A 26649-nucleotide genomic window follows, 5' to 3' on the forward strand; every position below is an offset into this window, starting at 1 on the left:
TGTCACCTCCTAATGGTATTTGGCGCGGAATGCTTTCAGACGCGCCTCATCCGGTGTATATCCTTTGTCTTCCAATTCTTTGATGGCATTGTTCATCATCTCATAATCACGCGGGACGATCTTTTTGAAGTTCGCAAGATTGTTTTCGAAATCCGCCAGGATCCGTTCAGCGATCGCCGATCCAGTTGCCTGATAATGGTTATCCAGCAATTCTTGTACTTTTTCTTTATCTTTCTTCGATTGGACAGCTTCCATCTTCACCAGGGATTTATTCAAATGCAGATACAAATCATGATCTTTATCCCAGACATATGCAATGCCGCCGGACATGCCGGATGCAAAGTTTTTACCGGTCTTGCCTAAGATCATCGCAATACCGCCGGTCATGTATTCCAGACCGTGATCGCCGCAGCCTTCTGCGACTGCGACCGCACCGGAATTCCGGACGCAGAAGCGTTCGCCGGCAATGCCGCGGATATATGCCGTACCGCCGGTCGCCCCGAACAAGGCGACGTTGCCGACGATCACATTTTCCTCGGCTTTGAAGATCGAGTTTTTCGGCGGATATAAGATCAGTTTGCCGCCGGACAGACCTTTGCCGAAATAATCATTGGCATCCCCGGCAACTTCCAGGGTAATGCCTTTCGGCAGGAAGGCACCGAATGACTGGCCGGCGCCGCCTTGGCAATGCACCGTAAAGGTATCATCATCAAATGTTTTGCCGGACTGTGTGACGACGCTGCCCAAGATCGTACCCAGTGTCCGGTTGGTACTGGAGATCTTGATGGACGTTTCTTTTTTCTGATTCTTCTGGATCGCTTTTTCAAAAGTTGGCAGCAGGATCTTTTCATCGATGGTCTTTTCCAGATGGAAATCATATGGTTTCTCAAAATGAACCGGTGCCGGCGTGCGTAAAATGGCTTGATAATTCAGCATATTCTGACGCGGTAAATTCGAGTCGCGCACTTCCAGACAGTCGGTGTGACCGACCATTTCGGCTAAGGTCTTGAAGCCAAGTTTTGCCATGATCTCACGCACTTCTTCGGCAATAAACAACATAAAGTTTTCGACGTATTCTGGTTTGCCTTTGAAGCGTTTGCGAAGAGTTTCATTTTGAGTCGCAATGCCGAACGGGCATGTATCCTTGTTGCAGACACGCATCATCCTGCAGCCCATGGAGATCAGCGGTGCGGTCGCAAAGCCGAATTCTTCGGCTCCCAGCAATGCGGCAATCGCCACATCACGGCCGGTCATTAATTTACCGTCCGTTTCCAGACGGACTCGATCGCGCAGGCCTTCCTGCACCAGCGCTTGATGCGTCTGGGAAAGACCCAGCTCCCACGGCAGACCGGCATTGTGGATGCTGCTGAGCGGGGCAGCACCGGTACCGCCGTCATAGCCGGAAATCAGAATGACGGTCGCGCCGGCTTTGGCAACACCGCAGGCAACCGTACCAACGCCGTTTTCACTGACTAATTTAACTGAAATATCGGCAGCGCGGTTGGCATTCTTTAGATCGTAGATCAGCTGAGCCAGATCTTCGATCGAATAGATATCGTGATGCGGCGGCGGGGAGATCAATGTGACGCCCGGCGTCGAGTATCTTGTTTTTGCGACCCACGGATAAACTTTCTGTCCCGGCAGATGGCCGCCTTCGCCTGGCTTAGCGCCTTGTGCCATTTTGATCTGGATCTCTTTGGCGCTGACTAAATATTCACTGGTTACACCGAAACGGCCGCTGGCGACCTGTTTGATGGCACTGTTTTTGATCGTGCCGAATCGTTCTGGTTTTTCGCCGCCTTCACCGGTGTTGGATTTACCGCCTAATGTATTCATCGCGATCGCCATGCAGGTATGGGCTTCTTCAGAGATCGATCCATATGACATGGCACCGGTCTTGAAACGTTTGACGATTTCACTGGCCGGTTCGACTTCTTCGATCGGGATCGGTTTGCGTTTGGATACAAATTCAAAGTTGCTTCGCAGCGTGTGCGGATGGTCTTTGTCATTGACCAGGGCCGAGTATTCTTTGAACGCCTGATAGTCGCCGTTCTGTGTTGCTTTCTGCAGCGTGACGATGGTTTTCGGATCATATAAGTGGTCTTCTTTATCTTCGCCGCTGCGCAGCTTGTGGAAGCCGATCGAATCTAAGGTTTCGTCGGTATTTAATCCCAACGGATCAAATGCTTTATTGTGATGATATTCCAGATCTTCTTCGATTTCTTTTAAGCCGATGCCGCCGACTTCATTGACCGTACCGGTAAAGTACTCATCGACCACATCCTGCGCCAGACCGATCGCTTCGAAGATCTGCGCAGACTGATAGGACTGCAGCGTGGAGATGCCCATTTTCGAGGCAATCTTAACGATGCCTTCCAGGATCGCGCGGTTGTAGTCTTCGATGGCCTTGCTTGGTTCCTCATCGAGCATGTCTTTGTCAATCATTTCTTCGATGCATTCATGGGCCAGATATGGATAGATGGCGGAAGCACCGTAGCCTAACAGGCAGGCAAATTGATGAACTGTGCGCGGTTCTCCGGATTCCAAAACGATGGAAATCGCAGTCTTCTTCTTCGTGCGGACAAAATACTGTTCGACAGCGGAAACAGCCAACAGGCTCGGGATGGCCATGTGGTTTTCATCAACGCCGCGGTCTGAAAGGATCAAGATCGAACAGCCACGATGATAGGCACGTTCACATTCGATGAACAAATGATCCAGTGCATCTTTCAGCGGCATGCCGCGGTAAAAGAGCAGGGAAACCGTCGCATTTTTAAAACCGTCCTGATCCAGTTTGCGGATCTTGTCCATATCCCGTGCATCCAGGATCGGATTGGTGATTTCCAGCATACGGCAGTTTTCGGCTTCTTCCTGCAGAACGTTGCCGGCTGCACCTAAATATACGGTCGTATCGGTGACAACTTCTTCCCGTAGGCTGTCCATCGGCGGGTTGGTGACCTGCGCAAATAATTGTTTGAAATAATTGTCCAGGGTCGGGTGCTGCTTGGATAAAACGGCCAGCGGCACATCGACGCCCATCGCACCGATCGGTTCTTTTTTCTGCTGGACCATCGGCACGATCGAATCCATGACATCTTCATACGTATAGGCAAAGGCTTTGTATAAGCGGTTGCGTTCTTCCTGCGTGTACATCCGGGTCTTGCGGTCCGGGGCATCTAATTTATTGAGATGCAGCAGATATTGGTCCAGCCATTCGCCGTATGGGTTCTGATGGGCAAATTCTGCTTTCAGTTCTTCATTCGGGATCAGCTTTTTCTGCTTGAGATCGACCAGCAGCATCTGTCCCGGTTTCAGGCGGTCTTTGCGTAAGATATCTTCATTGCGGATATCGAGCACGCCGACTTCGCTGGCTAAGATCAGCTGATTTTGTTTCGTAATATAGTAGCGGCACGGGCGCAGTCCGTTGCGGTCCAATACCGCGCCGGCATAATCACCGTCACTGTACAGAATGGCGGCCGGGCCGTCCCATGGTTCCATGACCGTCGCATAATAATGATAAAAGTCTTTTAACGACTGCGGCATCGGAACTTGTTTCCAAGGTTCCGGAATGGTGATCATGACCGCTTTGGCCAGATCCATGCCGTTCATGACCATGAATTCCAGCGTATTATCCAGCATGGCGCTGTCAGAACCCGAGTTATTTAAAGCCGGCAGGATACTGTCCTTGTATTTGTCCATAAACGGACTGTACATACTTTCTTCCCGGGCCAGCATTCGTTTATAGTTGCCGCGGATCGTGTTGATTTCGCCGTTGTGGGCAATAAAACGATTCGGATGGGCCCTTGACCAGGATGGTGTCGTATTGGTCGAGAAACGGGAATGCACGATGGCAATGGCAGATTGATAGTTTGGGTCCTGCAGATCCGGATAAAAAGAGCGCAGCTGATTGACCAGGAACATGCCTTTATAGACAATGGTCCGGCACGATAAGCTGGCCACATACGTTTTTGGCGAACTTTTTTCAAATTCCCGGCGGATCACATACAAATAACGGTCAAAATCCAAATCGGATTTCATTTCTTCCGGCCGGTCAATGAAGACTTGTTCAATGTACGGCATGCAGTCGCGGGCTTTTTCACCGAGGATCTCGGGATGGCATTCAACCTTCCGCCAGCCTAAGATCTTCGCTCCATGGGTCTCGGCAATCGTGGTAAAGGTCCGTTTCGATAAGTTGCGTGCTAAATAGTCTTGTTCAAAGAAAAACATGCCGACGCCGTAGCCGCGTTCTTTGGTCAAAGGAAAGGGAACTTTCTTGGCAAAGAAGGAATGGGAAATCTGAAGTAAGATTCCCACGCCGTCGCCGACTTTTCCGGTGGCATCTTTTCCGGCCCGGTGATCGAGCCGTTCTACAATTTGAAGCGCCTGATTGACAACTTGGTGGCTTTTCTTGCCGTCCATGTTGACGATCATACCGATGCCGCAGGCATCGTGTTCGCGCTGTTGGGGGAATGAATTCTGCATATTGAACCTCTACTTTCCACTGTCTCCGTAATTGGATAATACCCGTGCGGATGGGTCGTTGACGTTGCATCCAGGCCAGGTTTTGTTCGGCATCCAGAAATCAACGATCATATCGCCCTGTCCAGGGTAGTATTTTTCAAATATTTCACGATACAATAAGGATTCTTTACTGATGGGCGGCACATGGGTGTATTGTTTCCGCTTGGTTTCGAATTCCTCATCGCTGTAGCATGTCTCCGCATAATCGCAGAGATCATCTTTCAGAGAATGTCCTACCGCATCCGAGAAGGCGGCTTTTTCCCGCATCAGAATGCTTTCCGGCAGGATCTTGTCGGCTTCAAATGCATGCCGGAGCAAGTACTTGCCTTTGCCGTACGTGTTCATTTTCATGGCCGGATCGATGGACATGACATACTGCACAAAATCCAGATCGCCGAACGGCACGCGGGCTTCCATTGAATGGCTGGCAATGCAGCGGTCGGCACGCAGCACATCGTACATATACAATTCGCGGATGCGCTTTTCGCTTTCGGTCTGGAACTCTTCCGGGCTCGGTGCGAAATCGGTGTATTTATAGCCGAATAATTCATCGCTGATCTCACCGGTCAGCAGTACGCGGATGTCGGTGTGCTCGTGGATGTATTTGCAGACCAGATACATCCCGATGGATGCCCGGATGGTCGTGATGTCAAAGGTGCCCAGCGCATAAATGACCGGTTCTAAGGCTTGGATGACATCGTCTTTCGTGATGATGACTTCGGTGTGGTCGCTGTGAATATAATCGGCAACTTGCCGTGCGTATTTTAAATCGATGGCATCGATGTCCATACCGATGGCGAAAGTGCGGATCGGTTTGTTCAGCAATTTTTGTGAAATCGCGCAGACCAGACTGGAGTCCAAACCGCCGGACAGCAGGAAGCCAAGCGGCGCATCGGAATCCAGACGTTTTTCAACACCGGCTGTCAGTTTGTCATGGATCTTACGGCAGGTAGTTTCTAAATCATCATGGGATACGGCTTTGACTTTGGTCATGTCGCGGTAGCAGGTGAATTCTCCGTTTTTATAGTAATATCCCGGAGGGAAAGGCAGAATTCTTTGAACAAGACCACTTAGGTTTTTGGCTTCGGAAGCAAAGACGATGGCACCGTCTTTGTCATAGCCATAGAACAAGGGGCGGATGCCGATCGGATCGCGGGCGGCAATGATCGTATCGTTTTTTTCATCATACATCACCATCGCGAATTCGGCATCCATTTTTGCGAAAATCGCACATCCTTCTTGTTCATACCAGGGAATCAGAATTTCGCAGTCACTGTCACTTTGGAAACTATATCCCTGTTTTTCTAAGCGCTCTTTAATAGGGCGAAATCCGTAGATTTCGCCGTTACAAACCAGATGAATACCATTTCGCTCAAAGGGCTGCATGCCTTCCGGCGTCAGGCCCATGATCGACAGGCGCTGAAACGCCATCTTTCCATTTGTCAGATCGATGATCCGGGTGTCGTCCGGACCGCGGGTTATAGTCGGAGCCAGCGCTTTCTGAACTTGATCGGCAGTCACTCCTTTTTTAAAGTAAGCAAATATGGTACACATATGATTCCTCCTGTTGATTGATTAAATGATACCGAATAACAGCTTGCCGTAAGTTGGGAACGGCCAGATCTCATCGTCGCAGATTTCTTCCAGCTTGTCACACGGTGCCCGCAGGGCATCCATGGCCGGCAGGATCTCGTCGCGCACATAATAGGCAGCCTTGTCGAATTCGGTGATGCTATGCAGCGTTTTGATCTTTTCATCCAAGGTGCTGCAGGCAGTCATCGCTTCGGTTAAATAGGCAGAAATTTCTTTGACGTTGGCTTCTTCATATTCGGTTTCAATTCCTAATTCTTTCTTCGATAGTGCCGTTTCGGTCAAGGTCTTGGAGTAACCCATGACGGCCGGCATGATTTGTTTGCGGGCCATATTGACCATTGTCAGCGCTTCGATGTTCACGATCTTGGTGTATTCTTCCATCGTGATTTCATAACGTGAACGGGCTTCTTCTTCACTTAAGACACCTTGACGTTTGAACAATGCGATGTTTTCCGGTTTGATGGAATACGGCAGGGCATCCGGGGTCGTGCGTAAATTCAGCAAGCCGCGTTTTTCGGCTTCTGCGATCCAGGAATCGTCGTAGCCGTTGCCGTTGAAGATGATGCGTTTGTGTTCCTTGATCGTTGTTTTGATCAGCTGATGCAGGGCATCTTCAAAGTTTTCCGCGCCTTCGAGCTGGTCGGCAAATCCTTCCAGAACATCCGCAACAGCCGTATTCAGCATGATGTTGCAGCCAGCGATGGAATTGGAGCTGCCAAGCATACGGAACTCAAATTTATTGCCGGTAAACGCAAACGGCGAAGTACGGTTGCGGTCCGTCGCATCTTTCTTGATCTTCGGCAGGATATCGACGCCGATCCGCATGACTTCTGTACCGCTTTCTTCGATCGGTTCATCGTTTTCGATTGCCTTCAATACTTCGGTCAGCTGTTCGCCTAAGAAGATCGAAATGATGGCCGGCGGGGCTTCGTTGGCGCCCAAACGGTGATCGTTGGCAGCGGTAGCAACGCTTAACCGCAGAATATCCTGATGTTCATCGACAGCTTTGATGACGGCAGCCAGGAACAATAAGAACTGGGCGTTGTCCTGCGGGGTATTGCCTGGATCCAGCAGGTTGATGCCGGTATTGGTGGAGATGGACCAGTTGTTATGTTTACCGGAACCGTTGATACCGTCAAACGGTTTTTCATGCAGCAGCGCGACCAATCCATGTTCTTTGGCAATGCGCTGGATCATTTCCATGGTCAGCTGGTTGTGATCGTTGGCAATGTTGGTGGTGGAGAAGACCGGAGCCAGCTCAAACTGTGCCGGGGCAACTTCGTTGTGCTCCGTTTTTGCTTCAATACCCAGTTTCCATAACTGGCGGTTCAGGTCCTGCATAAATTCCTGCACACGGTCTTTGATCGTTCCGAAGTAATGATCTTCCATTTCCTGACCTTTCGGGCACGGTGCACCAAATAAAGTACGGCCGGTGTAGATCAGGTCTTTACGCTGTTCGTAATATTTTTTGTCGACCAGGAAATATTCCTGTTCCGGTCCGACGGTCGTCTTGACCGATGTCACTTCGTCATGTCCAAATAAACGCAGCACGCGCAGTGCCTGTTTATTGATGGCGTCCATACTGCGCAGCAGCGGAATTTTTTTATCCAGTGCATGGCCGGTATAGGAATAGAAGGCCGTCGGGATACAGAGGACTTTGTTTTTGATAAATACAAAGCTGGTCGGATCCCAGGCAGTGTAGCCGCGGGCTTCAAAAGTGGCGCGTAATCCGCCGCTTGGGAAACTGGACGCATCCGGTTCGCCGCGGACCAATTCTTTGCCGGAAAATTCCATGTCGATGCTGCCGTTCTTACCTATATTCAAGAAACTATCGTGTTTCTCGGCCGTGACGCCGGTCAGCGGCTGGAACCAGTGGGTAAAGTGTGTCGCGCCGTTTTCCAATGCCCATTCTTTCATGGCGTGAGCAACGGCTTCGGCAATTTTTGGATTCAATGGTTTGCCTTCCTGAATGGTTTTTTCCAGTTCACGGAAGGTATCTTTGGCCAGGTAGTCTTTCATTTTTTTCTCGTCGAAGACTTGACAGCCGAAGATTTCTTTAATGTCGGTTTTCATAGGCATCCTCCCTTGCTGATAAAAAAAGGCAAAGATACAAAAAAATTCAGCAGATGAACTGCTTCCTTCTTTTGGCATCTTTGCCTTTTTCATACTCCCATTGTAGTATTTTTCACGAGATTGTCAACTGAAAATGAAAGAAATTTTCGAAAGAATGTAAATTTTTCAGAATTTATTGGCTTGTTTTGCATCCGCGCCGACTTTCGATATAATAAATCCGAAGGAGGTCAATTATGTACTCTGAACAAGATGTATTTGATTTTATAGAAGAAGAAGACGTCCGTTTTATTCGTCTTTCTTATTTTGATGTATTCGGCCATCAAAAAAATGTTTCCATTCAGCCTAGCGTGATGGAACGGGCATTCAAGGAAGGGATCCTGATCGACGGCAGTGCGATCGCCGGATTTGAACCGATCGAAAAGAGCGATTTATTTTTAAGGCCGGATCCGAATACATTAGCGATCCTGCCGTGGCGTTCTTTTGACGGTTCGGTCATTCGTCTGTACTGTGATATCTACGATGCCGACGGCAATCTTTACCAAAATAATACGCGGTATTTATTAAAGCAAGTGATCGATGAAGCAAGACACCTGCAGGTACCGATCCAGATCCGCAGTGAATTTGAGTTTTATTTATTCCAGCTGGATGAAAATGGGGAACCGACGAAAAAGCCTTTGGACCATGCCGGATATATGGATATTGCTCCGGAAGACATGGGGGAAGATATTCGCCGGCAGATCTGCGGTTATTTAAGTGAGATGGGCGTAGAGCCGATGGCCAGCCATCATGAAGAAGGGCCGGGCCAAAATGAAATTGACTTTCAGTTCAATGAGCCTTTGGCTTCTGCCGACAGCTGTGCCACTTTCCGCTGGGTCGTAAAGGCGACTGCCCAGTCGATGGGTCTATATGCCGATTTTTCTCCAAAACCGATTCCGGATGCACCGGGCAGCGGCACGCACATTCACATTCAAGTCGATCCGCTGGAACCATTTTTAGCCGGCATTCTGGATCACATTCGCGAATTGACGTTGTTTTTAAATCCGACCGCGGCTTCATACGATCGGTTAGGGGAACATAAAGCACCAAAGTATGTCACATGGGATTATGCGAACCGTTCGCAGCTGGTGCGCATTCCGGCGGGTTCCCGTCAGATCGAGCTGCGTTCGCCGGATGGGTATGCCAATTCTTATCTGGCTTATACGTTGTTGATCTATGCCGGTCTGGACGGTGTGCGCCGCGGACTGGAATTGATGCCGAACTGCGATGAAAATTTATGCGGCCGGCTGATGACTTGTGAAGAATTACCGGCGTCTTTCAAAGCGGCAAAGGAAATTGCCGCCAAGAGTGAATGGATCCGTCACTATGTTCCGGCAGGCATATTAGAGGCTTATTTAGAACGATGAAAGAAACGAAAAAGGTCATTGTCGTCTCCCGCAGCAATGATACTTTGAAGGTCATGAAAGAGGTCTTGCCTGCTCATCAATTTCAGATCATCCATTCGTTTGCGACGATCGCAGATACGAAAAAGGCGCTGCGTTCACGGCACTGCGACTTGTTGATCGTACAGGCACCGCTGAAGGATGAGCAGGGGGTCCGCGCCTGTCTGCAGATCAAGAATGCGTTGCCGATCGAGATCTTGTTGTTGGTGAAAGCGGATATCTATGATCAGGTCTTGTATCAGTGCGATGATTCCGGGATCTGCGTGCTGTCGCTGCCTTGTAAGAAAAGCATGGTCTATCAGTCGTGTTCATTGTTGATGATGCTGGCGGCACAGAAAAGAAAATACGAAGCTGAAATTGCCCGTCTAAAACAAAAGATGCAGAATGAAAAGGTCATCAATCGGGCCAAGCTGGTTCTGATCGAGGATTATCATTGGACCGAAGATCAGGCGCATAAATATATTGAACATGCTGCAATGGATACTTCGAAGACAAAGTTTGAAATTGCCCGGGATATATTAGAGGGGGTCACAAAGTGAAACAGGTAAAAACCAATGCGATGCGTCTGCTGGATGAAGCCGGCATTGAGTATACAGCGCATTCGTATACACATAAGCACAATGATCCGGTGGACGGCATCAGCGTTGCTGAAAAAATGGGACAGCCGCTGGAACAAGTCTACAAAACATTGGTGACACAAACGCATGATAACGAATATGTGGTCTTCATGCTGCCGGTGGCGGAGGAACTGGATCTGAAAAAATGTGCCCGCGCTGCCGGAACGAAAAGTTTGGAAATGATCCATGTGAAAGATATTCATAAAATTACCGGTTATATCCGGGGCGGCTGTTCGCCGCTGGGCATGAAAAAAGATTATCGGACATTTATCGATGAAAATGTCATTTTACAAGATCGGATTTATTTCAGCGGCGGCAAGATCGGAGTTCAGATCGAGATGGATCCGGAAGATCTGATCCGCTTCCGTCACATTGAAACAGCCGATCTGATCAAGGAGAAATGAGGAATACTATGTGGACAAATCAGTCAGTGATTTATCAAATTTATCCGTTGGGTGCGTTCGGCGCACCGTTTGAAAATGACGGAAAGCTTCAGCACCGTCTGTTGAAGATGAAGAAATGGATCCCGCAGTTGAAGAAGCTGGGCGTGGATGCTGTGCTGTTTAATCCATTGTTTCAGTCGGTCTCGCATGGCTATGACACAACGGATTATTTTCAGGTGGATGTCCGGCTGGGGACCAATGAAGATCTGCAGGAAATTGCTGAATTGCTTCATAAAAACGGGATCCGTTTTCTGTTTGACGGGGTCTTCAATCATGTGGGACGGCAGTTTGCGCCGTTTCAGGATGTATTGAAAAACCGGGAAGCAAGTCCGTATAAGGATTGGTTCTACATTGATTTTAACGGCAACAATCGCTTTAATGATGGCTTGTGGTATCAGGATTGGGAAGGGGCCGATATTCTGGTCAAGCTCAATCTGCAGAATCCGGCGGTCGTTGAATATTTACTGAAGGTCATTGATTTCTGGATGGAAACATTTGGCGTGGACGGCATTCGTTTTGATGTTGCTTATTTATTGGATCATGATTTTCTGAAGACGGTCCATCGTCATACAAAATCCAAAAATCCGGATTTTTTCCTATTGGGGGAAACGCTGCACGGAGACTACAATCAGTGGGTGAATGAAGAAATGCTGGATTCCTGTACGAATTATGAATGCTATAAGGGACTTTACAGCAGTTTCAATTCGAAGAACTTTTTTGAGATCTTGTACTCGTTCAACCGGCAGTTCGGCAAAGATCCTTGGTGTCTGTATACCGGCAAGATGCTGCTGAACTTTGTGGATAATCACGATGTGCCGCGGATCGCCAGTCAGCTGGAAGAGCCGAAGCATTTGCCGCTGATTTATACGATGCTGATGACGATGCCGGGCATTCCTTGTATTTATTACGGCAGTGAGTGGGGCATTGAAGGCAAGAAAAATTTCAATGACACGGATCTGCGGCCGGAAGTACCGGAATTAAAAGAGAATGAACTGACCAAACACATTGAAAAATTGATTCAGATCAAACATGAACAAAAAGCACTGCATGATGCGGACTATGCCCAGATTGCTATTACGAATACAGCCTGCATCTATCAGCGCAATGATTTATGGATCGCGGTGAATATGGCCGATGCGCCGCATACATTTACGGTGGACCGACAGGCAAAGATGACCGATCTTTTGAGCGGGGAAACAATTGCACTCGATGGTGCGCTGACAATTCCAGCATTTACATCGATGATCCTAAAGGAACAAAAGGAGCCATCATGACAACGATGAAAGCCATCGTGATCGAACGACCCGGCGGTCCGGAACAGCTGAAGCTGCGCGAGATCGACCGGCCGATGATCAAGCCAGGCTGGTCCTTGGTGAAGGTGCAGAGCTTTGGTATCAATCGCTCCGAGATCTTTACTCGTTTAGGTCTTTCTCCAAGCGTTTCCTTCCCGCGGGTGCTGGGGATCGAATGTACGGGTGTCATTGTTGAAACAAGTGATGCCAAGCGGCTGCCGAAAGGACAGCGCATCATTTCGATCATGGGGGAAATGGGCCGGGCATTTGACGGCAGTTATGCGGAGTATGTCCTGCTTCCGAATACGCAGATCTATCCGGTACAGACGGACCTAAAACGGGGCGATCTGGCAGCGATTCCGGAAACGGGTTATACGGCGTATGGCTCCTTGGTCAATATGCGGCTGTATGAAGGCGCGAAAATATTGATCCGCGGTGCGACCAGCGGTGTTGGGATCACAGCGCTAAAAATGATCCGGAAGTTATATCCATCTGCGCATTTGACCGGTACGACCCGTAAACCGGAAAAGGCGGGAAGTCTGTTCAAAGCGGGTTTTGATGAAGTCGTCCTGGATCAAGAGGGCACGCTGAAAACTGCCGAAAAATATGAACGGATCCTGGAATTGATCGGACCGGCCACGTTGAAGGATTCTTTCCGGCACATTGCGCCGGGCGGTATCGTGTGCAGCACCGGTCAGCTGGGCGGCCAATGGACGATGAATGATTTTGATCCGATCATGGATATTCCGGACGGTGCTCTGTTGACGTCGTTTTATTCCGGCAATGTGACAGACCAGCGGATCCAAGGCATGCTGGATTTCATCAAACGGGAGCGTATCGATATGCGGCCGGAGAAAGTGTTCCATGGATTGGAAGCAGTACCGGATGCCCATCGCTACCTGGAGAGTGCGAAGAGCTTCGGCAAGGTCGTCATTGTGCTTGATTGAATGAAACACCGAGAGTGATTTTCGGTGTTTTCATTTGTAAAATAGATCTGTTCTGTAACAATATCCGAACCAGAATCTAGAGGAACCAGATTAAAAGATTTATAAGAAAAGTGAAAATCAGCGGAAAGTAGGAAATACAATGAATTCATTTTCAGAAAAAAGTTTACTAGCTTTGGGAGAATATTATGTTTATGGATTGATTGACCCGAGAGATAATACAATTTTTTATATTGGAAAGGGAAGCGGCAATCGTATCTTTCAACACGAACAAGAAAGCTTGAAACATCCAGATCGTAAGAAATTGAAATTAGATCGAATCGCACAAATTCATGAACAAGGACTCGAAGTTAGGAAAATCATCATAAATGACCAGTTGACAGAAACAGAAGCTTTTGCTTCAGAAGCCTCATTGATCAACATCTATAACTACTTCTCATCTGATCAACTGACCAATGTAGTTCAGGGACATCATACGAAGGGTGTCCTAACCGTTGAAGAATATGAACAAATATATGCAGCTGAAGCATTACAAACAAAAGATATCCATCACAACTTAATGGTTATTAAAATTAACCGTCTATATCATCGTGGAATGAATCCCAATGATTTATACAATACAGTACGTGGAATTTGGTTCGCTTCAATGTCAAAAACAAAAAACGTTGACTATGTTTTAGGCGTCTATCATTCACTGGTTGTTGCTGTATATAAACCAACAAAGTGGTATAAATTCGGTGAAACACCTGAAAAGATGGAAAGAGAAGATTTATTTGTCACTCCGGGGAATCAGAATCGTTTGTTTTTTGTGGATGATCACTTTGAAAATGGGGAACCAATGGATCAAGCGCAAATCTATTATTATGGAAAATCAATTGCAGAGCTTCCGATGAATCAAAAAGCCCAAAATCCAGTTACATATCTCAAACCGATGCAGTAAATATCTTATTCAGCTTTAGTTTCCGACAAATTAATATTAACAAAAAAAGTAAAGTTTAAATTGAATCGAGGTATGTATATGAAATCACTCATGTTTTTTGATGTGGAGACACCAAATAGGAGAAATGATAGAATCTGTGCCTTGGAACATGTGTATGTGAAATTTGATTGTTGGTGAAGCTGGAATCGATGTATGGGCTTATGGAAATTAGGACACAAAAGAAAAAAAGCTTTAGATCTAAAAGAGAAGGGATTTTCAATTCAGATTGTTAAAGAAAATGATTTTTTTCAGCGTCTTTGATCAAAAAATAATTAAACCTGCAAATTATTAGTGAATTTTAAAAGATATCTATTCTCATTTCATAGTGCATAATATTGCTGAATTTTGGGATTTGATTATGTAGATATGATCATTGACACTGATCTTGTTAATAAAAATGGTCAGATTGATATCATATCAAAATGAATTTATTTTTATATAAAAAAGAACCGGTTGATGTTTATCAACCGGTTTTTACAGGGAGACATTTGGATCATTTAGCAATCTAATTTCATAGATACTATGTATTTTTAATTCGATTTTTAAGTATTAACAGGAATCAATAATCACTCAATGTATATTCAAATTTCTCAATAATTTTATTTGCTTCTTTCGGTGTTACAGCATTGTCTAATTCATTTAAGAATTTATCATTTTGCCAAAGGCTTAATAAATGGAAGAGGGCGCGCAAGTGATTTTTTTGATTGATTGATGATAAAGTTACAACATATCGGACAGGATCCAACTCTTCAATACCAAATGGAATCGGTTTTGATAGACGAATCATACTCATACCGATTTTGTAGCTTCCATCATTTAGTCCTGCATGCGGAATGGCCAATCCTGGTGCAATTTCTATATAAGGTCCATATTCTTCTACGCTGCGAATCATACTGGCTACGTATCGATTTTCAATGTATCCAAATTTCAATAAGGATTGCGCCGATTTACGGATAGCACTGCGCCAGTCTTCACATTTAACATCCAAAGTAATAAAATCGGGTGTTAATAAGTGATGTAAAAACGGTGAGGCACTTTCATTATCAAGCGGTGGCTGCACCTTATTAAAATATCGTCGGACAGCTCTCTTTATCTCTTCATAAACGTCTTCTGCTTGATCAGGAACAGAGTTCAGTAATACTGGACGAATAGCATCTAAGATGCCTAATTCAGATACTTCTGTATTATGCAGATTTACAGGCGTGTGATTGTGCAGGCGTAGTTCGGTCAATTTATTTCCAATCAATATATAGTCATCTTCCGTTAAATAAGCGGAAATATTGATGAATTCAATGGGCGCATCATAGATCGGAATGACGGAAATCAACAGATCAGCGCTGTTCGGCTTTAAACTTTGTATTTCATAACTAGAAATGATACCAACAACGTTTACGTGAAAATATTTCACCAACTTGGCTTGTATGAGCTGCGAAGTACCAATGCCGGCATTGCAGACCAATATTACATTGTAGTTGATTTTTGTGGTTTTATAACGTTCAATGGCAGCACAAAAATGAATAACAATGTACATGATATCTATATCGCTTAGTGGACGTTCAAAAAATTCACGGACGATGCCAATGTTATTATTGACGGCTTGTATAACTGTTTTTTGTGTTTTTCGAATATCTTGGATCACTGGGTTTTCTGTGGTTTCCACGATAGATTCATGATAAATCGAATTCAGATGATTCGATAAATTCTCGTAAAGTTGGTAGTCTCTTGTCAAATCCATATTTAAATCATTGCTGACGTATTCGATGAGTTTTCGTGTCAGAACTTGGATAGCAATGGTTTCGCGATCATTTGAAACCAAAAGCGTATAATGTAACATGTTTTTAGTCCAATAACCGAGAGCATTTGCTTCTTTTTCGTTGGGCTGGATATCACAGTATTGGCATAAATAGCGAAGAATATCTTGTGCATAGTGGTATTCGTCACCAAAAGAAGTATAGTGTTCGGTAACATACATCCCTCGCATGTTCCGCTCGACCATAAGACAGAGATAATCGTTTAATATTTGAAAAGAGTCATTTGTGAACTGGATATGGTATTCATTTTCAATTTCACTAATGATATTGTGTACGATGCTCCGATTGCTTTCGTGTTTAAAAACAACTGTATTTAATAAGAATGATATAAAAAGATCATTTGGATCATTATCAAGCGTTAACATCCGAAGAAGAGCTTCACGGATAGCCATTTCATCATTTTGTATACAGAGGCCTTTGTTTTGATGAGTATGTAAAATTATTTGAAATGATTGAAGGTATCGCTTGATTTCGACTAAGTCATTTGTGATTGTTGTTCGAGAGACATACAATGCTTCAGCTAAATCGGATATTGTAATATATGTACTTTCCATGAGTAAAATACAAGATACGGCAATAACACGTTCTCGTTGGTTCGGTTTATAATCATATAAATTATCGATTTTTAAGTATTTTTGGCATGAGGAAAAATCACGGCTTACGTGAATCATGCTGTTTTTTTCAATTGAAATATTATCAAAACCATATTTTGAAAGAAAGTCGTTAATTGCTTTTATATCATTGCGAATGGTTCGCTCAGTTACATGATAAGTATTCGCCAATTCGGATAATGAATGATCAGAAGGTTTTGATAATTCTTTAATAAGATTGAGTGTTCTCCTTTTCATATCACATCTAGCCTTCCTATAAATACGAATCCACTTAATATCATACCAACCAAAATTATTAATAAAAGTCAATTAATTTTCACAATGTTGAAAAAATTAACATTTTATAGTGTATAGCTCTTAGAATACCGAATATGAAAATATTTTTCCATAAGTTTCATTAAATAATAATTCAAGAAGCTTTTCATTTTTTATTCCATTTATTTTATTAATCGTGTTTGTTACTGGCTGTTTCAGGACTTTTCATAAGATTATATAACCAAATTCTATACGTTTAAAAAGTACATTTAATTTCTAGTTTTGAAAGAATTACTTCTTTTAATAAAGATTGTTATGACTTAAATTGAAAGCGTATACAAAAGACCTTGGTCATAGATTGGAAGGAGATGTGAAATGAGCGAAAAGGTGGGACACTTTGAGTCAATTCATATGTCAGATGAAAAAATAAAACAAGAAGTTGCGCAATATGCTAAAATTCTGGATCGGAAAGGCCTGGTGAATTCGCTGGAAGGGAATATTTCCATTTATAATCGGGAAAAAGATTTATTGTACATTACACCAACAAGTACAAGAAAAGAATTCTTAACACCAGATGATATTGCTGTCATGCGCGGTGATAAGCAAGTAGATGGAAACAAACGAAGATCAAGTGAATATTTATTACATAGAGTTGCTTTAGAAGCACGGCCAGAATGCAATGCAGTTGTTCATTTGCATGCGCCGTTTCTAACAGCTTACGCATATTGCAATAAGAGCATTGATATAAAATGCTCGACCACGTTTTCAATTTTACATGATGGTATTCCATGCATTCCTTATGGTCTGCCTGGAAGCATGGATATTACGAATGGATTGGCAGATGCATTAAAAAAACACGACATGGTTTTATTAGCAAATCATGGATTAGTTTGTGTAGCGACAACTTTGGAACATGCTTGTGCAGTTGTAGAAGCTACAGAAGAAGTAATGAAGATTTATTATTTAGCAAAGGATATGGGAATTTCGAATATATCAGATTCTGATCTGGATGCTTTGAAACAAGCAAAACGATAAAAGGAGAGAAAAATGAAAGCTGCATTAATGTATGGCCCAAATGATATTCGAGTCGAAGAAATAGATAAGCCGGTTTGTCCGGAAGATGGGCTGCTGATCAATGTACGTGCTGTAGGGCTCTGTGGTTCTGATATTCGAAATTTAACGACTGATTCCCGTAAAGGAAAGTATCCACATGTGTACGGCCATGAGGTAGTCGGACAGGTTACAGAAATTGGTCCGAAAGTCGAAGGCTATGCGATTGGAGATAAGTTATATGTGTATCCTGTCGGACATTGTGGTCGCTGTGAAGCGTGTCGGTCCGGTCATTCTGAAATGTGTCAATATGGTGATGATTATACAGGGCGCATGGGCGGATTTACTGACTACTATGTTGTGACGGGCCAACAGCTGTCGAGAGATTCTGTTTTCAAATTGAATCCTGGTCAAGATGAAATTGCAGCAACTTTAGCCGAACCGCTTTCGTCTGTTTATGCTTGCCAAGACAATATTGATGTACGTTTTGGAGATACTGTCGTTGTAATTGGTGCTGGTCCTATCGGGTGTTTTCATGTTCAGTTAGCGCGAATGCGCGGTGCGACAAAAATTGCCATGGTCGAACTGAATGAAAAACGTTTGGAAATGGCCCAACGCTTTGGCGCAGATTTGTATATTAATTCTTCAAAGGAAGATCCTGTCGAAGCTATTCGTAAATGGACAAATGGCAGAGGCGCAGATAAAGTGATATCTGCTACACCTGTTACGGCCACGCAAAATCAAGCCATATATATGACAAAAAACAATGGAATTACGGTTTGGTTTGGGGGTGTTGCAAAAGGTAAGCTAGCAGAAATCGACTCCAACTATGTTCATTATCATGGTTTATGGATTTATGGTCATTTTGGAGCAAATAGTATTCAGGTAGAACAGTCTTTCCATTTAGCTTTATCGGATGCATTTCAAGCGGATAAGTTTATTACCCATGTCCTACCTTTGAGTGAGATCAATAAGGGTATTCATCTGACAAAAACAGGTGAAGCAATTAAAGTGGTTTTAATTCCGAATGAAGAATTAAATAAAGATTTGCTTTCAAGAAAGGTTAAGGAGGAATAAATATGTCAGAAAAACCAATTGAAATTCTTGTAGCGTGTGGAAGTGGAATTGCATCGAGTTCTGTTGCTGCTGAGGCAGTAAAGAAAATTTGTAAAGAGGCGAATATTCCAGTTAATGTTCATAAAGGAACGGTTCAGACTATTCAGTCATCATCAAAAAATATGGATATTGTTATGACGACTTCGAATTTTCGCGGCACTATTGATAAACCTCTTATTAAGGTTTTTGGTCTTATTTCCGGTATTGGAAAGGATAAAGTCGAAAAGCAGATCATCGATACGTGTAAAGAAATTATGGCCAATCGGTCTGAATAATTAGATTAGAAAAAGGAGAGAAACATGGATGTATTAATGAATATTGTCCAAACTTTATTGGGCATGGGAGCAACGGCGTTATTGCCGATCATGATTTTAATTTTAGGCTTGGTCTTCCGTATGAAATTCGGAGACGCATTAAAAGCTGGTTTACTAGTTGGTATTGGTTTCAACGGATTAGGTTTGGTAATCAATTTATTGTTTACGACGATTCAGCCGGCGATTGATTACTATTCTGCATTGGGACACGGTTATACAGTAACAGATATGGGATGGGCAGCCGTCGGTGCGGCTTCTTGGTCGGTTCCATTTGCACCGTTAGTAGTTCCTGTTATTTTTTTGATCAACGTTATCATGATTCGCTTAAAAAAGACAAATGTCATGAATGTTGATATCTGGAATTTCATCCATATGTTGATTCCAGGTGCGCTGGCATATGCATTGTTCGATAACATGTTAATTGGTATCGTTGTTACTTTGATTATGGCAATCATTGCCATCAAGTTTGGTGAACATGTTGCACCGGCTTGGCAGGATTACTACGGTCTAGAGGGTACTACTTGTACAACTGCATCTTATATCATGATGTATCCAATCTTTGAATTGTTGGATAAATTGTATGATAAGATACCAGGATTGAACAAAGCAAATATTAATGTTGATCAATTATCTCAGAAATTGGGTGTTTTCGGAGAATCTTCTTTTATCGGTGTTGTTGTTGGAATTATTTTAGCATTGCTGACAAAACAGGATATTACTGGTATTTTCCAGATGGCGATTGGTTTTGCATCGGTATTGGTTTTAATTCCACGCATGGTTGCCGTCATGATGGAAGGTATCACGCCGATCGGCGGTGCTGCCAACGAATTTATGTCGAAGTGGGTCGGTGAGGATGATACTTTGCTGATTGGTATGGATGTTTGCTTAGGATTAGGTGATCCGACTTGTATCGTTGTTACAGCAATCATGATTCCATATACAATTCTTTGTGCCTTTATTATTCCAAATATGAGTTACTTCCCGGTTGGTATTCTGTCTGTTGTATGCTATACCGTTGTCATGCCGACTTTGGCTCACCGAGGAAACTTTGTTCGTACCATTATCTCTTGTATCCTCATGATTACTTTTATTGCTTGGGCAACGAATGTCTTTGCTCCGGAAGCAACTATGATGGTTTCGACAACCGGATTGAAAGTCGATGGCATGGTAACCGACTCGTTCTTTGGTTACAACTTGATGAACGTATTGCTTGAAGTCATTCACCGTGTATTCATGATGTAATGATGTTTGGAAGGATGTGAGCCAATGAGCCAGATGAAATATTTTGCCATTGAGGGACATGCAAAAAGTGATTTTGAAGCTATTTCTCTTTGCGCACAGAAATTAAAAAAAGAAGGGTATGTAACCGATCAGTTTGAAAGCAACTGCATCAATCGAGAAAAGCAATATCCTACTGGTCTGCCGACCGTTGTTCCGGTCGCAATGCCACATTCAGAAGCGTCAGGAGTAATTGATAATGCAATCTGCATGCTGAAGCTGGATCAACCAGTAGATTTCCGACGCATGGATGATGAAACGCAGCTGATCAATGCAAAAATGGTATTTAATTTGGCACTGAAAGATACAAGCCATATGTCTGTCCTGCAACATTTAATGGGATTATTTGCCGATACAAATAAAATGGAGGACATTTATAATACTGACGTTGAAGATTTACCACGTAAATTAGAGGCTTACATCAATCAAGGTGAACAAGCAGATTAGAAATAGATTGTAGGAGCCACAGCTGAATTGTGGCTTCTGCTTATTATAAGGAGCGTATATATGTCTTTAAAGAAAATAGAATGTCGTTATACGAATAGTGAAGCAATTATTCAAGAATACATTCAAACAACAAATAAACAGAATGATATTCCTATCATTAGTGTAATGATATTAGGAATTCTAATTGGAATTCGCGGCATGTATGCGAACCCGAATTCTGCAACAAACTATGTGTGGTTTGGTATTGCAGCCTTGATGGCTTTTAGTGAGTTGTTTTCGACGAAGTCGCGTATTGCGAAACGGCAAATGAATCGATATCAAAAAAAATATGGCCGCATTAATAATAAGGTTGAAGTGACTTTGGGTGATAAAGTATATTATTCGATAGATGGTCACAGTATTAGTTACAAATGGCGATCGATTATTGGTGTGAATGAAACGGAAAATTTATTAATTTTATCGTATCCAAGTGAAATGATTCCTCTAAAAAAAGCAGGAATCCGTAATGTAGAGATCGATCAAGTTCGTGCTTTTATCAAGGATCATATCGCACAGGATAAAGAACTGATGGAAGAAGAAAAAGTGAACAGGAAATCGGTCCGAAAACAAATTCGTAAAGAAAAAAGAATGAACAGAATGAAACAAGAGAAAAGGTGAGAATATGAAAATAGATGTAAATAAGATTCGTGCACTCTGTGATCCAGAAAAGAATCAGAAAATTGAGGTTGATGATTTGATCATTGAGCGCGGTGCACTTCAAAAATTACCTCAAGTTCTGAAGGAAAGGTATCCGCAATATAAAAATATTGTGATGATCTGTGATCAAAATACGTATAAAGCTGCTGGCCAAAAAGTTGAAAAATTACTGCCAGATGTACATACGATTATCTTAGATCCGACGAATTTACATGCGGATGAGCACGGTGTTGGGTTAGCGGAAGATGGATTGAAGCAGTATCCGGACGTAGATTTCATGATTGCATGCGGTTCTGGCACAGTCCATGATATTACACGCTATCATGCTTATAATAAGAAGATCAACTTCTTATCAATCCCGACCGCAGCATCAGTTGATGGCTTTGTATCGACTATGGCAGCGATGACGTGGAAAGGTATGAAAAAGACGTTTACTGCCGTAAGTCCGATCTTTGTTTTAGCAGATACAGATATCTTTGCCAATGCGCCGAAACGTCTGACAGCCAGCGGAGTCGGTGATTTATTAGGAAAGTATACAGCACTTTGTGATTGGCGCATTGCTTCAGCAGTGACGGGGGAATACATCAGCTGGCCGATCGTAAACTGGGAATATGAGATCTTACAAGATCTGGTGAACAATTTGGACGGTATCGGATCAGGAGATGCTGCAGCTTATGAAAACTTGATGTACGGTTTGCTGCTAAGCGGACTGGCCATGCAGATCATGACTTATTCACGACCAGCTTCTGGTTGTGAGCATCATTGTTCGCACCTTTGGGAAGAAGCAGCCATTAACGAACCAATCGATTATCTCCATGGTGAAAAAGTTGGAGTCGGTTTGTGCATCACTTCTGCCGTTTATAAGAAAGCGCTGGTAAAATTAAAGGAAGGCAATTACACGGTCAAGGATCATATGGATGTAGAAGTTGACTTTATCAAAGAGCATTTTAAGAATCCAGTCCTGCAGGCTGAAATCTTGAAAGAAAATGAGGATAATGTCATGGCGGGTATTACTGGACAGCAGCTCAAAGATCACGAAGGAGAAATTATTAAAATTTTGGAAGATCTGCCAAGCGCAGAGCAGGAAATTGCTTGGCTGAAACGGGTTCATGGAGTTACAACACTGCCGGAAATTGGTCTGGATGAAAGTCTGCGTCCATTGACGTTAAAATTAAGTCCATATGTTCGTCATCGCTTAAGCTTTATGCGGCTTTTGAAATTCTATAGCTTCTATGATGAAATTATCGCATAGTATGATCACAGATAAAGATGAAATAAAAGCAAGAATGAAGGCCATTAAGACCTTCATTCTTGATATGGACGGAACGATCTATCTGGGCAATGATATTTTTCCCTATACCCGTCGCTTTTTAGATCGTGTAGAAGAAACCAACCGCAGCTATTATTTCTTCACCAATAATTCCTCCAAAGATCTGCAGGCCTATATCGATAAGCTGGACAAGATGGATATTCCCATCACCAAGGAACAGATGATGGTCTCCACGGATGTCATCCTGGAATATTTAAGCAGCCATCATCCCGGTGCCAAGCTGTATGTCGTCGGTACGCCGGCTCTGTTACGGGCGTTCACGACGGCCGGCTGGACCTTGGATGATGAAGATCCGGATGTCGTGATCCTCGGCTTTGATACGACCCTGACCTATGAGAAGTTAAGCAAGCTATGTACCTTCATCCGACACGGCAAGACGTATTATGGCATCAACCCGGATCTGAACTGTCCGGTGGAAGGCGGCGAGTTCATCCCGGACTGCGGCAGCATCGCCCGCTGCGTGGAATCCAGTACCGGCGTGTATCCGGAATTTTTCGGCAAACCGAGCCGCCGGACGTTGGACTACATTGTCAAGGCGACCGGTCTGAAACCGGAAGAGATCGCCATTGTCGGCGACCGATTGTATACGGATATCGCCGTAGCCGACAACAGCGATGTGCTCAGTATATTGGTATTAAGCGGAGAAACAAAGAAAGAAGATGTACCTGAGAGTAAGCACCAACCAGATATCATGATAAAAAATATAGGCGAACTAGCAAAGCTTTTATAAAAAAAGAACCGATTGTGACAAAGCAATCGGTTTTTATATGCAAAAGTAGCTGCAGCGAATTCTTAGAGCTTCATGATCTTAAATAACGTGAATTCATTAAATAATTGTTGTTAATGAAAATTCATTTCATATTTACGATAAATGACTCTCAATAACTTGTCCAAGAGTAAGGTAATCAAGCTCGGTTAAGTGATGACCATTAAAAATTTTAGGATCCTTTGTATTTTCTTGAATTATATGAACCAAAGAATTTTCTTGATATTGTTCTTTTGCCGTGCGGAGTAGAATATTATTTTCATGTTCAAACAAGATGCAGTTGCAATGAAAAATAAAATTTCGAATAAGAAGATTGCTGAGAGGGACATCTATCTTTTTCGTGATCTTTTTTAAAAGCTTATAAAACTGTTCATTTGTTTCAAAGTTATTAATACCTGGCATGACTTTGTTAATTAATATGAGTTCCGGATCGTCGGTCCTTTCGGCATATTGATTTAGATCGCAGTTCTTAAGATACTCTTTTTCATAATTTTTTTGTACTAATATATCTGGCGTAATATTTAATACATTAGTATTATTCTTGACGACTTCACTAACTGTTTTTAACAACATTAAAAATGATGTTAATTTGTTGCAGTGGGAAAGCGTACTGGAATAAATGAAAAAGCGATTGCCGATTTTTGAGCGATATTTCGAATCAGTAAAAAGGATAATTCCTTGGCCCTTGTCATAAGGGAGTACCTGATTAAAAATATGTTCAATTTGATCATCGATTTTCTGATTAGCTTCATCTGTCAAAAAAAATATATGAATGATGTTCTTCTGAAAATATAAATTCAATAAATTGGCGTATTGCTCAATTAATAAATCATATTTTGAAATTAATATAATTGGTATATTTGTTCCTTTAACTAATGTATTTGTTTTCTTCAATATTGAATTTATCATTTCTGCTGTATCGGATGATATTTTGTATTTCTGATTCTCTAAAGAATTAGAAATACGATGTGTGATGTTCTTCATCTCATCTGATTCTTCTGTTGGAAAAACTCTTTTATTTAATGATGATGGATGCAGAATTTCTTCCATTATTTTATATGATGTATAGTTTAACAAATCCGGCTGATGAGAAAATAAATGTTTATTAATGATTTTACGCACGGCATACAGGCTAGTGTTCAATTTTATATCGCTGTATTCAAGCGGTCCATTATAAGAAATAAAATTGTAATAGTAAGTCTGTGCTTGATTCGGATGCCATACCGTTGTATTTAAGTAGTTTTTCTTGAATTCTTCTTTATTTTCTTCTTTGATTATTTGATCATATGTTATATTTGGCGGAATGACTAATACATCAGCAATAGGGAATGTATCTAGTACAAGTCTTGTATGGCTGCATTGTAAGAAATCTTGTATTAATTCTTCATCTAAAACAATATCATTTTGATCAGCATGTTGATTAGCAAGAAATAATGAATACGAAACAAGTTGTACAACATTTTCCTTCATTTGATGAATGTTAATTGTGTTTTCATATAATGTTTCAGCAAAGCCTCTAGTAAGTTTAATCGTCCGTGAAACTCGCTGTGCTTCATTTTGGATAAAAAGAATCAATAAATCAAAATATTCAATTAACGGTCGATTTTTGATAGAAGGAAATTTTAAATAATAGGGTGTGTACTGTAAAAAAGGAATATTGTCCGTTTCATTTGTACATATAAGCGCAAGTATAAACTTTTGAGACTGATTTAAAAAAGCAATATCCATACGCTGGAGAATCGTATTGATCATTGTTTTATCAATTTTCTGATTGGCAATAAGTGCTATTGTTATTATTTGTTTTTCAAGAATTTTGTTTATGTATTGATCGATATGATTGAAGAAATCAAAAAAGTCAAAATAATGTATTTTCTGAGAATTTGGAATTAATGATAATTCAATGCATCGGGTATGGATTTCTTCTAAAAAATATTTTTTTCCAGTTCCTGGTTCGCCTTGCAGGACAATAATTTTGGCCATGTTGCGAGGTAAATAAAAGAAACTTAAAATTCTGTTTATGTTTTCATAAAGCGATCCATTTTTATTTGCACCGATCATATGAAAAGACTGAGCAAAACTTGTTTGGTTTGGCTGATTTTGAAATTGTAGATAACTTGAAATGCCTTTTTCTTTTCCGATCACGTTCGGCAGATCAGAAAAAGGAAAATGCTCAAGCAGGCTGGAACGAGAGATATATTTAGTCGGGCGTCCCGTTATTTTTATAAGTTTTTCTTCACGAAATAATTCATTGAGAATTCTTGAAACGTTCGTTCGGTCTTGATAAAGTTCTTTGGCGATCGTGACAGCGGTGTTGTGTTCAAAATCAAAACGATTTTCTGATAAATTTTTTTCTGTCTCTTTTTGAATGAATTGATAGATGAGTTGTTTGTTTGTCATAATACCTCGATTTTTTTAGTGATTCTTTCGTTATGAATAGTACACATTGATGAATTTTATCGAAAATAAAAGATACACTATGATTAATTTAAGTATACACTAAAAATGAAAAAATAGAATAAATACTTTAAATAAACGTTTTATTAGTGTATCACAGAATAAAAACGCATGAAATTTGTTGTTTTTTATTTTTATCAAAGTTCTGCTATAGTGAAGTTGGTTCAAGTGTACACATGCCAATAAATTATGAGCGGAGGGATGAAATACAAGTGATAAATGTGATAATAGCAACGCATGGTTCGTTAGCGAAAGGATTCAAGGATGCAGCGGAAACAATCATGGGGCCTATAGAAAATCTGGATTGCTATCATCTTACAATGGATGCAAGTATCGATCAATTTACAGATGAATTGATACAAGGTATTTCAGAAAAAGACGGTGATGTCATCGTGCTTACAGATTTATTAGGTGCAAGTCCTTATAATGCGACGATACGCGGCATCAGTAAGTTTTCTGATCGAAATATAGTATGTATTACTGGTGTTAATTTACCAATAGTTCTGGAATGTGTAATGAAGCGAAATGATATGGAAATATATGATTTAGCCGATTATTTGATTTCGCTTGGCAAAGAGGGCATCACACAGCTCTCATACAAAAAGTTTAACGAGGTGTAA

20 protein-coding genes are annotated in these 26649 nt (G+C 42.4%); 15 read left to right on the forward strand and 5 right to left on the reverse strand.

What is annotated here, in order from left to right; genetic code table 11:
• Positions 1 to 9: 9 nt before the first annotated feature.
• The 3 genes from gltB to HNQ47_RS06580 are packed head-to-tail and all read right to left on the reverse strand — an operon-like array spanning position 10 to position 8187.
• Positions 10 to 4482 carry a glutamate synthase large subunit gene (gene gltB / locus HNQ47_RS06570; protein ID WP_183328603.1) on the reverse strand — a complete coding sequence of 1491 codons (4473 nt, stop codon included), beginning with the start codon at positions 4480 to 4482 and terminating at the stop codon, positions 10 to 12.
• A 9-nt stretch (positions 4483 to 4491) separates the two neighbouring features.
• On the reverse strand, positions 4492 to 6075 hold the full coding sequence (gene asnB / locus HNQ47_RS06575) for an asparagine synthase B (protein WP_183328604.1): 1584 nt from the start codon (positions 6073 to 6075) through the stop codon (positions 4492 to 4494).
• A 21-nt stretch (positions 6076 to 6096) separates the two neighbouring features.
• Positions 6097 to 8187 (reverse strand): glutamine synthetase III family protein, encoded by a 2091-nt coding sequence (locus HNQ47_RS06580; RefSeq protein WP_183328605.1) that lies wholly within the window; start codon positions 8185 to 8187, stop codon positions 6097 to 6099.
• A gap of 233 nt (positions 8188 to 8420) precedes the next feature.
• On the opposite strand from HNQ47_RS06580, the gene HNQ47_RS06585 reads away from it, so the two are divergent.
• The 6 genes from HNQ47_RS06585 to HNQ47_RS06610 all read left to right on the forward strand — a co-directional run bounded on the left by HNQ47_RS06585 (position 8421) and on the right by HNQ47_RS06610 (position 13862).
• Positions 8421 to 9590 carry a glutamine synthetase family protein gene (locus HNQ47_RS06585; protein ID WP_221248063.1) on the forward strand — a complete coding sequence of 390 codons (1170 nt, stop codon included), beginning with the start codon at positions 8421 to 8423 and terminating at the stop codon, positions 9588 to 9590.
• Positions 9587 to 10165, forward strand: coding sequence for an ANTAR domain-containing response regulator (locus HNQ47_RS06590; RefSeq protein ID WP_183328606.1), 579 nt, complete (start codon positions 9587 to 9589; stop codon positions 10163 to 10165). The genes HNQ47_RS06585 and HNQ47_RS06590 overlap by 4 nt, the downstream gene beginning before the upstream one ends.
• Entirely contained in the window at positions 10162 to 10647 is a 486-nt protein-coding gene (ybaK, locus tag HNQ47_RS06595) for a Cys-tRNA(Pro) deacylase (protein WP_183328607.1), read from the forward strand. The genes HNQ47_RS06590 and ybaK overlap by 4 nt, the downstream gene beginning before the upstream one ends.
• Positions 10648 to 10655: 8 nt before the next feature.
• Positions 10656 to 11960 (forward strand): alpha-amylase family glycosyl hydrolase, encoded by a 1305-nt coding sequence (locus HNQ47_RS06600; RefSeq protein WP_183328608.1) that lies wholly within the window; start codon positions 10656 to 10658, stop codon positions 11958 to 11960.
• Positions 11957 to 12925, forward strand: a complete 969-nt coding sequence (locus tag HNQ47_RS06605) for a zinc-binding dehydrogenase (RefSeq protein WP_246346089.1) — start codon at positions 11957 to 11959, stop codon at positions 12923 to 12925. Before HNQ47_RS06600 ends, HNQ47_RS06605 begins: the two co-directional genes overlap by 4 nt.
• Positions 12926 to 13064: 139 nt before the next feature.
• The gene (locus HNQ47_RS06610) at positions 13065 to 13862 is read left to right on the forward strand and encodes an LEM-3-like GIY-YIG domain-containing protein (protein WP_183328609.1); all 798 of its coding nucleotides are present in this window, start codon (positions 13065 to 13067) and stop codon (positions 13860 to 13862) included.
• 598 nt (positions 13863 to 14460) lie between these two features.
• On the opposite strand, the gene HNQ47_RS06615 is transcribed toward HNQ47_RS06610, so the two are convergent.
• Positions 14461 to 16560, reverse strand: a complete 2100-nt coding sequence (locus HNQ47_RS06615) for a BglG family transcription antiterminator (protein ID WP_183328610.1) — start codon at positions 16558 to 16560, stop codon at positions 14461 to 14463.
• Between the two features lie 393 nt (positions 16561 to 16953).
• Here HNQ47_RS06615 and HNQ47_RS06620 point away from each other — a divergent pair, with 393 nt between their 5' ends.
• The 8 genes from HNQ47_RS06620 to HNQ47_RS06655 are packed head-to-tail and all read left to right on the forward strand — an operon-like array spanning position 16954 to position 23539.
• Complete coding sequence (locus HNQ47_RS06620; RefSeq protein ID WP_221248064.1) at positions 16954 to 17613, forward strand: class II aldolase/adducin family protein; 660 nt, start codon at positions 16954 to 16956, stop codon at positions 17611 to 17613.
• 12 nt (positions 17614 to 17625) lie between these two features.
• A complete protein-coding gene (locus HNQ47_RS06625; RefSeq protein ID WP_183328611.1) occupies positions 17626 to 18705 on the forward strand; it encodes a zinc-binding dehydrogenase in 1080 nt (359 codons plus the stop codon).
• Between the two features lie 2 nt (positions 18706 to 18707).
• Positions 18708 to 19019, forward strand: coding sequence for a PTS sugar transporter subunit IIB (locus tag HNQ47_RS06630; protein ID WP_183328612.1), 312 nt, complete (start codon positions 18708 to 18710; stop codon positions 19017 to 19019).
• Between the two features lie 24 nt (positions 19020 to 19043).
• Complete coding sequence (locus tag HNQ47_RS06635) at positions 19044 to 20300, forward strand: PTS transporter subunit IIC (protein ID WP_221248065.1); 1257 nt, start codon at positions 19044 to 19046, stop codon at positions 20298 to 20300.
• A 24-nt stretch (positions 20301 to 20324) separates the two neighbouring features.
• Positions 20325 to 20783 carry a PTS sugar transporter subunit IIA gene (locus HNQ47_RS06640; protein WP_183328613.1) on the forward strand — a complete coding sequence of 153 codons (459 nt, stop codon included), beginning with the start codon at positions 20325 to 20327 and terminating at the stop codon, positions 20781 to 20783.
• 60 nt (positions 20784 to 20843) lie between these two features.
• Complete coding sequence (locus HNQ47_RS06645) at positions 20844 to 21440, forward strand: hypothetical protein (RefSeq protein ID WP_183328614.1); 597 nt, start codon at positions 20844 to 20846, stop codon at positions 21438 to 21440.
• 4 nt (positions 21441 to 21444) lie between these two features.
• Entirely contained in the window at positions 21445 to 22731 is a 1287-nt protein-coding gene (locus HNQ47_RS06650; protein ID WP_183328615.1) for a sn-glycerol-1-phosphate dehydrogenase, read from the forward strand.
• Complete coding sequence (locus HNQ47_RS06655) at positions 22712 to 23539, forward strand: HAD-IIA family hydrolase (protein WP_246346091.1); 828 nt, start codon at positions 22712 to 22714, stop codon at positions 23537 to 23539. Before HNQ47_RS06650 ends, HNQ47_RS06655 begins: the two co-directional genes overlap by 20 nt.
• A gap of 132 nt (positions 23540 to 23671) precedes the next feature.
• Here the strand turns inward: HNQ47_RS06655 and HNQ47_RS06660 are convergent, their stop codons facing one another.
• Positions 23672 to 25972 carry a transcriptional regulator gene (locus tag HNQ47_RS06660; RefSeq protein ID WP_183328617.1) on the reverse strand — a complete coding sequence of 767 codons (2301 nt, stop codon included), beginning with the start codon at positions 25970 to 25972 and terminating at the stop codon, positions 23672 to 23674.
• 233 nt (positions 25973 to 26205) lie between these two features.
• Here HNQ47_RS06660 and HNQ47_RS06665 point away from each other — a divergent pair, with 233 nt between their 5' ends.
• Entirely contained in the window at positions 26206 to 26649 is a 444-nt protein-coding gene (locus HNQ47_RS06665) for a PTS sugar transporter subunit IIA (RefSeq protein WP_183328618.1), read from the forward strand.

The organism is Catenisphaera adipataccumulans (assembly GCF_014202755.1).
Lineage (GTDB): Bacteria > Bacillota_I > Bacilli_A > Erysipelotrichales > Erysipelotrichaceae > Catenisphaera > Catenisphaera adipataccumulans.

Excerpts from the sequence above, each read along its gene's own strand:
- gltB (WP_183328603.1), bottom strand. The coding sequence starts at position 4,482 with ATGCAGAATTCATTCCCCCAACAGCGCGAACACGATGCCTGCGGCATC.
- asnB (WP_183328604.1), bottom strand. The coding sequence starts at position 6,075 with ATGTGTACCATATTTGCTTACTTTAAAAAAGGAGTGACTGCCGATCAA.
- HNQ47_RS06580 (WP_183328605.1), bottom strand. The coding sequence starts at position 8,187 with ATGAAAACCGACATTAAAGAAATCTTCGGCTGTCAAGTCTTCGACGAG.
- HNQ47_RS06585 (WP_221248063.1), top strand. The coding sequence starts at position 8,421 with ATGTACTCTGAACAAGATGTATTTGATTTTATAGAAGAAGAAGACGTC.
- HNQ47_RS06590 (WP_183328606.1), top strand. The coding sequence starts at position 9,587 with ATGAAAGAAACGAAAAAGGTCATTGTCGTCTCCCGCAGCAATGATACT.
- HNQ47_RS06600 (WP_183328608.1), top strand. The coding sequence starts at position 10,656 with ATGTGGACAAATCAGTCAGTGATTTATCAAATTTATCCGTTGGGTGCG.
- HNQ47_RS06605 (WP_246346089.1), top strand. The coding sequence starts at position 11,957 with ATGACAACGATGAAAGCCATCGTGATCGAACGACCCGGCGGTCCGGAA.
- HNQ47_RS06610 (WP_183328609.1), top strand. The coding sequence starts at position 13,065 with ATGAATTCATTTTCAGAAAAAAGTTTACTAGCTTTGGGAGAATATTAT.
- HNQ47_RS06615 (WP_183328610.1), bottom strand. The coding sequence starts at position 16,560 with ATGAAAAGGAGAACACTCAATCTTATTAAAGAATTATCAAAACCTTCT.
- HNQ47_RS06620 (WP_221248064.1), top strand. The coding sequence starts at position 16,954 with ATGAGCGAAAAGGTGGGACACTTTGAGTCAATTCATATGTCAGATGAA.
- HNQ47_RS06625 (WP_183328611.1), top strand. The coding sequence starts at position 17,626 with ATGAAAGCTGCATTAATGTATGGCCCAAATGATATTCGAGTCGAAGAA.
- HNQ47_RS06630 (WP_183328612.1), top strand. The coding sequence starts at position 18,708 with ATGTCAGAAAAACCAATTGAAATTCTTGTAGCGTGTGGAAGTGGAATT.
- HNQ47_RS06635 (WP_221248065.1), top strand. The coding sequence starts at position 19,044 with ATGGATGTATTAATGAATATTGTCCAAACTTTATTGGGCATGGGAGCA.
- HNQ47_RS06640 (WP_183328613.1), top strand. The coding sequence starts at position 20,325 with ATGAGCCAGATGAAATATTTTGCCATTGAGGGACATGCAAAAAGTGAT.
- HNQ47_RS06645 (WP_183328614.1), top strand. The coding sequence starts at position 20,844 with ATGTCTTTAAAGAAAATAGAATGTCGTTATACGAATAGTGAAGCAATT.
- HNQ47_RS06650 (WP_183328615.1), top strand. The coding sequence starts at position 21,445 with ATGAAAATAGATGTAAATAAGATTCGTGCACTCTGTGATCCAGAAAAG.
- HNQ47_RS06655 (WP_246346091.1), top strand. The coding sequence starts at position 22,712 with ATGATGAAATTATCGCATAGTATGATCACAGATAAAGATGAAATAAAA.
- HNQ47_RS06660 (WP_183328617.1), bottom strand. The coding sequence starts at position 25,972 with ATGACAAACAAACAACTCATCTATCAATTCATTCAAAAAGAGACAGAA.
- HNQ47_RS06665 (WP_183328618.1), top strand. The coding sequence starts at position 26,206 with ATGCCAATAAATTATGAGCGGAGGGATGAAATACAAGTGATAAATGTG.